9 protein-coding genes and 1 pseudogene are annotated in these 8,613 nt (G+C 37.8%); 3 read left to right on the forward strand and 7 right to left on the reverse strand.

What is annotated here, in order from left to right:
- Positions 1-7 precede the first annotated feature (7 nt).
- A complete protein-coding gene (locus tag FW757_RS22615) occupies positions 8-157 on the reverse strand; it encodes a hypothetical protein (RefSeq protein ID WP_446441744.1) in 150 nt (49 codons plus the stop codon).
- 90 nt (positions 158-247) lie between these two features.
- Positions 248-535 carry a hypothetical protein gene (locus FW757_RS22620; RefSeq protein ID WP_182794842.1) on the reverse strand — a complete coding sequence of 96 codons (288 nt, stop codon included), beginning with the start codon at positions 533-535 and terminating at the stop codon, positions 248-250.
- A 326-nt stretch (positions 536-861) separates the two neighbouring features.
- Here FW757_RS22620 and FW757_RS22625 point away from each other — a divergent pair, with 326 nt between their 5' ends.
- Together FW757_RS22625 and FW757_RS22630 are read left to right on the forward strand one after the other, a co-directional pair.
- Positions 862-1,917 (forward strand): leucine-rich repeat domain-containing protein, encoded by a 1,056-nt coding sequence (locus FW757_RS22625; RefSeq protein ID WP_182794841.1) that lies wholly within the window; start codon positions 862-864, stop codon positions 1,915-1,917.
- 39 nt (positions 1,918-1,956) lie between these two features.
- On the forward strand, positions 1,957-2,604 hold the full coding sequence (locus FW757_RS22630) for a leucine-rich repeat domain-containing protein (protein ID WP_182794840.1): 648 nt from the start codon (positions 1,957-1,959) through the stop codon (positions 2,602-2,604).
- A 71-nt stretch (positions 2,605-2,675) separates the two neighbouring features.
- Here FW757_RS22630 and FW757_RS22635 read toward each other — a convergent pair whose 3' ends face one another.
- The 4 genes and pseudogenes from FW757_RS22635 to FW757_RS22650 all read right to left on the reverse strand — a co-directional run.
- Complete coding sequence (locus FW757_RS22635; protein WP_182794839.1) at positions 2,676-3,080, reverse strand: hypothetical protein; 405 nt, start codon at positions 3,078-3,080, stop codon at positions 2,676-2,678.
- Between the two features lie 96 nt (positions 3,081-3,176).
- Positions 3,177-3,428 carry a hypothetical protein gene (locus FW757_RS22640; RefSeq protein WP_446441745.1) on the reverse strand — a complete coding sequence of 84 codons (252 nt, stop codon included), beginning with the start codon at positions 3,426-3,428 and terminating at the stop codon, positions 3,177-3,179.
- Between the two features lie 950 nt (positions 3,429-4,378).
- Positions 4,379-5,575: a hypothetical protein gene (locus tag FW757_RS22645; RefSeq protein WP_446441746.1), complete on the reverse strand. Its 1,197-nt coding sequence runs from the start codon at positions 5,573-5,575 to the stop codon at positions 4,379-4,381.
- A 286-nt stretch (positions 5,576-5,861) separates the two neighbouring features.
- Positions 5,862-5,974 (reverse strand): annotated as a pseudogene (locus tag FW757_RS22650) (transposase); the annotation flags it as partial.
- Positions 5,975-6,802: 828 nt separating this feature from the next.
- On the opposite strand from FW757_RS22650, the gene ltrA reads away from it, so the two are divergent.
- A complete protein-coding gene (gene ltrA / locus FW757_RS22655) occupies positions 6,803-8,158 on the forward strand; it encodes a group II intron reverse transcriptase/maturase (RefSeq protein WP_446441747.1) in 1,356 nt (451 codons plus the stop codon).
- A gap of 80 nt (positions 8,159-8,238) precedes the next feature.
- Here the strand turns inward: ltrA and FW757_RS22660 are convergent, their stop codons facing one another.
- Positions 8,239-8,583 carry a hypothetical protein gene (locus tag FW757_RS22660; protein ID WP_446441748.1) on the reverse strand — a complete coding sequence of 115 codons (345 nt, stop codon included), beginning with the start codon at positions 8,581-8,583 and terminating at the stop codon, positions 8,239-8,241.
- Positions 8,584-8,613: the final 30 nt, after the last annotated feature.

The raw sequence follows: 8,613 nt of genomic DNA on the forward strand, positions 1-8,613 counted from the left end.
ACGACAACTATCCTGACACAGGGGGATCAGGTTCAGCTTTTAATCCTTTTACAAGAATTTCTTGTATATCAGGAAACTGAGGCTCTCTATGGTCTCCCAAAAATTCAACTAAAAGCTCTTCTGTTTTATATCCAGGTCTTACTAGAAATTTTTCCATTTTGGTTAACGCCTCATACACCAGTACAGTGTTTGCATATTTAAAAAAGATGTAATTAAGTATTCAAATTTTAATTGAACAATACAAAAACTATTGCTTTTTATCTGGTGCTACGCGATATAGTGCGGGCTTGTTATTTCTAATTACAGAGATAGTGTTGCCTTCAAATACTACTTGCTTCCACTCAATATTAAAACTGTCTTTATCAATAATAAGTGATTCATCGCCTGTAATTTCATAGTCTAAAACGGGAGCACAAATTGGACCATCTTTGATACCGATAGTTGCTATGACGAAATTATCAGTAAAACAAAAATCCTCGATACGAGTGTCATCGATTATCGATAACATTAACCCTTCAAGTTTATTCTTTATCATCGCGATCTCATTAGACAAATGACGTCATATTAAACTGTAAACACAAAGACATAAGCACTGAATTACTGAAGTATAAAAATTTAGACAATCAATACCATATATATTTCAATATGTTACTTTATTTAACAGCACAATACTATGGCTGTAATTATCAAAAAACATCAATTAAAAATTTAAGTCAATAAAAGTTCGTAACCTTGCTCTGGTTCTTGCCCAAGGTTAAAATAGCCAGACTAAAACGATTTAGCCTTCGATGAACTCGGAACGATACAGCTTATTAGCTCATAAATTACAGCACATAGGCTTACCTAACTTAAAGGAATAAAATGAAATATACCGACTTTATGGATACTTACTATTTACCCCCTGATAATTTCACTGATTATGAGTTTTGGGGATTACAAGAATTTGTATCTAAAGAATCGCCTTCCCCATTAGGACTTTATATTCGAGACAGAAAGCTTGTTGGTTTAAAAGTGAATTGCAAACTCGACGCGACAAAGCGTAAAGCGATAGCTGAGATGGAAAATTTAGAACTTCTTGATTTAGGAATGCTAAAGGGGTTTTCTAATCCGTGGATGGCAGATTTAGCCAAGCTTCCTCATTTAAAGCTACTAATACTTTGGTATACTTCACTTAACGATGCTGGCATCAAAAAGCTTTCACAATCAAAGTCTTTAGAAGAGCTCGATATTAGATCGACTAAAGTAAGAGAGGCCGGTATTGAAAGTTTAGGAGAGTTAAAAAGTTTACGTGCTTTAAAAACATCCACTCCTTCATCAATTAACTTTACTTGTTTTGAAAGTCTATCTCAGCTAAGCCATTTGAAAATGCTCGACATAAGTCGTGCAAGTAATGTTTATCGTTCTAACTATATTGACGCTGATAGCATTCATAAAATGACTGAGGGATTGACAGCATTGGAGTATCTCAACCTTGACTGTATAGCTAGAGGTTCAGAGACAGGTTTTAAATTTTTAAAAAATTTACCTAATCTAAAGCGACTCTCACTGGAAAGTTTTGTTTTTGATGATGAGTCTATTGATACTTTACAGTTGTTCCAACAGATTGAATACTTAAATCTCAAATGGGCTAGTATACATACAATATCTCAAGCAAATCGTTTATTCCAAAACCTAAAAGTTAATCACTTAAATATCAATTACTTACTTATTCAAGTTTTTGATGAAAAACCACAATTAATCAAAAATATTCCTAATATATACTTTCAAAAGAGACTTGTTTTAGAATCAGAACGCAAATTGAGAGAGGTTTGTAAGCAATTTTCTCCTAATTTTATTGATAGTGAAAAAGATAATAGCGCTGATAATCTTGACTATTTTATTCGATTTGACCGTTGGACTGAAGCTAACATTGATTAGATAAATCTATTGATATTATTCAAACTTTAAGGAAATATTTTGACTCTTAATACTTTATTTGTGTGCGAAAGCTACGACAAAGGACTTTCTATTGTTGATTATATTGGCTCAGCTAAAGATGTAATCATACCCAATGAAATAGAAGGTAAAACAATATTGAGTATTGGCCCAAAAGCTTTTTCAGAAAAAGAACTCACCTCTGTAAGCCTGCCTGACTCTTTACAGAAGATTGGGTTAGAAGCTTTTTGCGAGAACTTTTTAACAACAATTAATTTACCCTTAGGATTAACTCATATTGGTGGTGATGCTTTTTATAAAAATAAACTTAAAGAACTCATGATACCTGAAACGGTTATGAGCTTAGACGCAGGTGCTTTTTGTCGAAACGAAATTGAAAAGTTGACTATCGAAGCCCCTTTATTAACCATAGCTAGTCATTGTTTTTGCAAAAATTTATTAACTGAATTACGATTACCAGACACAGTAAAGTTTATTCGTGACTATAGTTTTTCAAATAATAATTTTCAGCATTTATCTCTTCCCACTCATATTGAGGCGATAGAAGATAGCGCCTTTGCAGAATCTGAAAAGCTAGAAACCGTTCGAATGAAAAAAAGTTTTATGCACAAAGTCCCTCGGATTTTCCGAGGATCGCCGATTGATGATATTGATTATTCAATATGGTAGCCTTGTCTTAAAACATAGATTAACTTTATTGGTAGGTGTTTTCCCTAACAAAATACACCTACAAAGAAAGACTATGTAAATTTTCGTACCTTAATAACTTTACTTAATAAGTGCTTTTTCGGGTAGTTAATTGTTAACTCAAATCGCTCGAATTGATTAAAAATTAATTCATAACAGTTGTTAGATAGCTCGTTAAAATCAGTTAATAGAAAACTGTTGTAAAATGGCGTAAAACTATACGTCGCTACTAGCTTAATCTGCTTATTTAAAATAACAACTTCACAGCCTTCTTCAAATAGGCAGTCCCAGTTAAGTAGAAGAAGATAATAATCAGCGAGCTCAAATTGTTTTTCTATTTCATAACCGGAGACTTGCAATTCAGTTTTGTCACCGCAAACATATAAATAAGACTTTAAAGGGCGATCTTCGTACTTACTTTTATGCTGCTGCAAACTAAATATTTTAATCGGAGTCAAAAGCTTTCCTTTTTGAATAATTCTGAGCTCATAAATGTGTTGTAGTCTCTTGTTTGGTCTTCATTATAGAGAACAGCTAATTTAACTTAGGTTTCACTATCCACCCCATATAATTACGATAGCATTGTTATTAGATGCTGCGCTCTTTAAAAAATTAAACATTGAGTCAAACAGCCAAAAATCTGACGAACAATTCACTTCATTGAGCAACTCTTGAAAATATGGCTTCGACTTGTTTTCTAGCTCCGTCACAATTGACGTGATCATTTCTTTGCCAACAAATACAACGTCGGGATCATCATATTCATTTGGTTCTGCACAGAGCTCCCCTTGGAATAACAAACTCAATGGTTCACCTTGGTTCTTTAATGCTAAGACCCAGGCGGGTATTGATTATTCAGCATCGCAAGATTCATAATTCTGAATCTCAATTTCTCCTAAAACATCATACCATTCGCTCTTCGAAAGCAGACCGAACTTCGTCTTCAACTTTATAAAATGTACCGAAACTCATTTTTACCTCTAACGAGGCTGTAGAATTACTCGTTTTTAATTTATATTCCTTGATGGTTAAACCATAGCCGAGTTGCTATTTTGCTGCAATCGGCAACTGATTTTCATGTAAAATATAAAAAGACTTAGGATTATTTTAATTGGCATTTTTGAATGTATTCACTTTCGTTTATCTGTGCAAGGTCAATTTATTCATGCCTTTTTAACTGTTATATTACACTGTCTTTTTGAGCTTCATTCTGTCGATATAACTTACTTGCTGTCTTCCAACGCTTATCGACTAACAGTGGATTTAGATCATTTTATCCGCCGCAGGATAAATTTGTGTTACTGGCGGCAATTGCGCACTTTACAAAGGTATAGCACGCATAAAGTACGCAGTTTAATGAAACTGGGTGTCAGCGAACGGCTCGCCATAGCCTGTGGTATCACCAGCAAGGGGCCTTGTCGAAGCTCAAAAACAAAAGGAATTAACATTGCGCTAGGCAATGACTATTTAGCGTCAAAAGGTTTAGTGTCACTGAGAGATATTTGGATCAATATTCATTACGGGAGGTGAACCGCCCATTGCACTTCCTGCTAATAAAAATTGCATGATTAGTACTGTGGGGGCTGGAGGTTAGAGACCTCCGGCTACCCGATTAGGTGCTGACTTAAGGCCAATACCTGATACCTATTAGAGCATTTACGCCAGTTGACGATCAATTTCTCATCATTCACTCAGAGTAAAAGCTTTTCGCTGAGATAGTGTAGTATGTTTTCCACCTTCATCCCGAGTGGAAATGTTATGTAATTGAGAGGTGATTGACTTCTCCAAGAGAAGGAACATTCAGTGAAGAATTACTCATATCCTTCACTTTTTTGCGATATTCCTTAAGGCCAGCTATCAGATTAGCTTCAGTCTCTTTTAAGCAATCTGATAGCTCTACGCTCCACATAAGCTTCTCTTGCTCACGCCGAAAAATCATTTCTCCTGTGGGTGAAACTGCTAAGAGTTTTAATCTTCTCATACCAGTAAGTCCCTTATTGGCAAAGTTAATCACACCCATTAACCGACCATTAAGATCAAAGAAAATTATTTGATTAAGCAGTTTGTGAATAATCCGACTATATTTTATATCATGATAAACCTTATAGAACGGGTATTCAGCATTAGGGAAATGTGTATAATCGGCTTTCTCATAAACATTAACAGGCAACTTTTCAGAAGCTTCTTTATGATCAAGAACGGCTATTTCAGCACCGGTGGAATCTATTATTGAGTAACGATATCCCATACCCTTGTTAGGGTAGGCGGCTTTTGAATTTCCAGATGTAACAATGCTCAACAACCATCTGTCGCAGCCCAGCGCCAGTATCTGAACAACCCTAGGATTGAAAATTCTACTCTTACCAATTTCCGAACAATCTACAGAACCAAAATCCGACTCGGTACCGTCGCCAATTCCCCAGTCAAACGATTCACATTTCATAGTATTCCACTGGGATGGTGGAAAAGCCTCCTGTTCAGAGATTACCAAATGATAATTCACAATATGATAGCTTAGCTGTTCAAGGCGAGGCATGACACCCAAACTTCTTCGCCCACCTGGAAAAGTCGAGAGCAATGAGGGTTGGATCCGCTCCATATCCAGTGGTTTAAGATTACTCGCAACAACGGCACCCGCAGTGATATCTACCCACAACCCTCTACCACCCTGATTGATAATCCCAAAAACATCCTGACTGTTACCTGTAAGTAACTCTAATCCTGCCTCTAACCACTGTGACCCGCTATCGACGATCTCCCCGACGTCTATGAACTTTTGGAAACAAAATTCTAGATCCATGCACAACAAACTGTAAAACCATTGAGAAGCGCCTTGCGATTTAACGTGTTTACCGGTTAAAGCTATATAACCGTCGTTAGTTGCACACAATGAAGCACAGTTTAATTGCTTACCTTCGTACTCAGGCATATCTAAAAATTTGATTTTTCCCATAACTATTCCTATTCATTTTTAAGCACACAAACAGCTAAGCCTGACACTACTAAAATTGTATTTCTTTGACTCATACAAATTTGGCACCTAACGAGCCTGTAGAATAACTCGTTTTTTATTTATTTTTATTGATGCATTAACCATAGCTGAGTTGCTATTTTGATTCAATTAGTTACTTCGATTTTACGTAAAATATAAAAGGGGTTTGCTGTTGCTTTAATGGGCGTTTTGGAAGGTATCACAGGTGTTTGAGTGGCTTATTTGGAGAGGTCGCAGCTTACCTTTATTAATGCATCGTGTTTTGCAGCTTTTCTATATTATGAACTAAGCAATACAGTTGCCGCAGTATGAAGTGAAAGCATTCACTTTCGTTTGACCGCGTAAGGTCAATTTATTCAGCGAAATTGATCGGAATGAATTTATTTTGGCAAGATAAGTCAGGCTTGACTCCTTACCTAATGAAAGAGCCATAACAATTTACCATGGGTGAATAATATCTATTAGATCACAGTAACCAAACGGATTCAAGGTTAAAAAACAATCAAGCCAAATGCGTAGAATCAGTTCCTAAAAAGAGTAATTCTACAGCCTCAACGCCTAATTAACAGGCAAAAAATGGTTGGCTAAAATAAGCGACGAAGGAGCAAAAGCCAATTGTTTTTTGTCCTTGTTTAATTTCTTGTGTACGCCCGACATGGGCATTGACTTATGAGGTGAAAGTCCTCTGTAGGAAGATCACCGTTTAAATAACATACTGTTATTAAACGATAACTACTAGCGAATGGCAAGGGCTAAATCGCGAGAGATAGTCTGGAGGAAGCCGCTAGCAAATCTGCGAGCTGATGAACAAAAACATCATATGAGGCGTAGGCTGAAGACGAGCTAGCACAAGATAGCGAAGTCATGTGATCTAACGGCCACCGTAAATGATGCAGTTGTGCAGAGAAAGTCGATGCACCTTATTCGGGGAGATCTGATAAACACGCATCCGCGCTAACGCTTGGAGATTACCAGTTAGGGACTGGTTGATCAACCCTTGGCGCTTTGGTTGCTGCGACCTACAGCGAGCAAAATAGCAGTAAACAAGCGTTAGTTTAGACGCGCTTTATCGAGTAATCGCTAGAGTGATTTATCAGAAGTCAGCAGACGGCATAGTAGCCAAACGCCCATCGTAATGGAGGGGACACGGTGAAGGCCTGAACATCTTAACCAGAGGAGATACTACAGATGAACTTGAATTCACATAGATCACCGTGTTGCGATAGTGATGAACAGCGTTCTACTGTGAATAATACCTCGAATGAATATAGCCAAACAGATCATGACCTGATGGCAAGGGTACTAAGCAACCACAATATTGGTGCAGCATGGCAACATGTTAAGCGCAATAAAGGGGCTGCGGGTATTGATAATATGAGTATTGAAGAGTTTAATCACTTCGCTAAGTTACATTGGCTGGGTATTAAACAACAATTACTTAACGGCACTTATCAACCCTTGCCAGTCAAACGCGTGATGATACCCAAACCCGATGGCGGTGAGCGAATGCTTGGGATCCCTTCTGTTATCGACAGAGTGATCCAACAAGCCATTGCTCAAGTGATCAGCCCTTACTTTGAGCCTCAATTTTCACCACATAGTTATGGTTATCGTTCTCATAAAAGAGCCAGTCAAGCGGTGAACCATGTTCAATTTTGTGTTAAACAAGGTTATAAAACAGCGGTTGATATCGACTTGTCTAAGTTCTTTGATGAAGTAGACCATGACATGCTGATGAATCGTGTTGGCCGTAAAATCAAAGACAAAGCACTCATGCGCCTACTCGGTAAATACTTACGAGCGGGGATCGCAGAGCGCGAAACAGGTCTGTGGTTTGAGTCAACCAAAGGAGTCCCCCAAGGTGGGCCATTATCCCCTTTACTTTCCAACATTTTACTCGATGAATTAGATAAGAAGCTAACCTACAAACACCTTAAGTTTGCACGTTACGCTGATGACATAATCATTTTAGTAAAAACCAAAAGCGAAGGACTAATAATACAACAGGAAATTACTGCGTTTATCACTAAGCGATTAAAGCTCAAAGTGAACGAATCGAAAAGTCGGGTAGGTCCTGTATCAGGCTCGAAATTTCTCGGGTTCACATTTCGTTACGGTCAAGTGCAGATCCACGAACAGGCGCTAAAGAAATTCAAAGCAAATGTCAGGGAGCTCACTAACCGTAACTGGGGGATCTCAATGACCCTACAAATTCATAAACTCACACAGTATTTACGCGGCTGGGGACACTACTACCAGATAGCCAACGCTTATCAGCTAACGGTGGATTTAGATCATTGGATCCGACGTAGGATAAGAATGTGCTACTGGCGGCAATGGCGTAAACCTCGCACCAAAGTACGCAGTTTAATGAAATTGGGGGTCAGTGAGAGACTAGCCATAGCATGTGGTATCACCAGCAAGGGGCCTTGTCGAAGCTCAAAAACAAAAGGAATTAACATTGCGCTAGGCAATGACTATTTAGCGTCAAAAGGTTTAGTGTCACTGAGAGATATTTGGATCAATATTCATTACGGGAGGTGAACCGCCCATTGCGGACCCGCATGATGGGTGGTGTGGGGGCTGGAGGTTAGAGACCTCCGGCTACCCGATTATGTGCTTACTTAAAACTCAGAGTATCGTAGTCTAGGTTTAGGATCGAAATACACAAGGAAGTCATTATGCTCAACTTCGTTAGTCAAATAAACCCTTAGTACCTTTTCACTTCCCCAAGTTTGGAAAGCAATATCACTAACATTCTCTTTATAAATATTAAAAACGACCACATCATCTTGAATAAGTTTGACGCTTACAGAACAGTTATTAAATGGAGAATGTGTAAATATCAATTTATCACCGTTTTCATACGGCAAAATAAATGAAAACATCCCCTCGTCATGATCATGTTCATTAGAATAGCCAAAGCCTCTATCAAAAAACTCTAATTCGTCTGGATACTTATAATTCAAGTGTAAACCTCGTATACCGCATCAGCACAT

The sequence above is a fragment of the Pseudoalteromonas sp. 1181_04 genome, assembly GCF_052850545.1.